Origin of the sequence: Gudongella sp. DL1XJH-153 (assembly GCF_049310905.1) — a bacterium.
Taxonomy (GTDB): Bacteria; Bacillota; Clostridia; order Tissierellales; family Tissierellaceae; genus Gudongella.
Window position 1 is genome coordinate 1 of record NZ_JBMEMN010000098.1, and the last position, 374, is coordinate 374.

Annotated in this window: 1 protein-coding gene; it reads right to left on the bottom strand. The window is 43.3% G+C overall.

Going from position 1 to position 374, the window contains the following annotated elements:
* On the bottom strand, positions 1-374 hold a 374-nt coding region (locus ACOEN1_RS13525), incomplete at both ends, for a phage holin family protein (protein WP_422487412.1).

Consider the following 374-nt stretch of genomic DNA (forward strand, 5'->3'; position numbering starts at 1 on the left):
TACTTTGTTCCATCTTTATCTCCACCGTCTTTAAGTTGTTCCAAAACATCGCGGAGCTTTTCTGGAATAGGCAGTCCTAGTCTTGTGGCATTTTCAATGATGCTGATTCCTTCATTGGATAGGTAGAAGAAGATGACTGCTGTTCTGATAACACCACCATCACCGATAATGTTCTGATCAATGATGTGGGCAATGCCTACCAACGAAAAAATAACGACTTTCTTGAAGATGCCCCGAGCACCAACGTCACTGGATAAATGCTTCTCAATAATGGCGCACATGACACCAAGCAGATAATCAATGACAACAAAGGCAATCAGGGCATATAAAAATCCATCGTAACCTCCGAGAAACCAGCCAAGCCAACCGCCAAG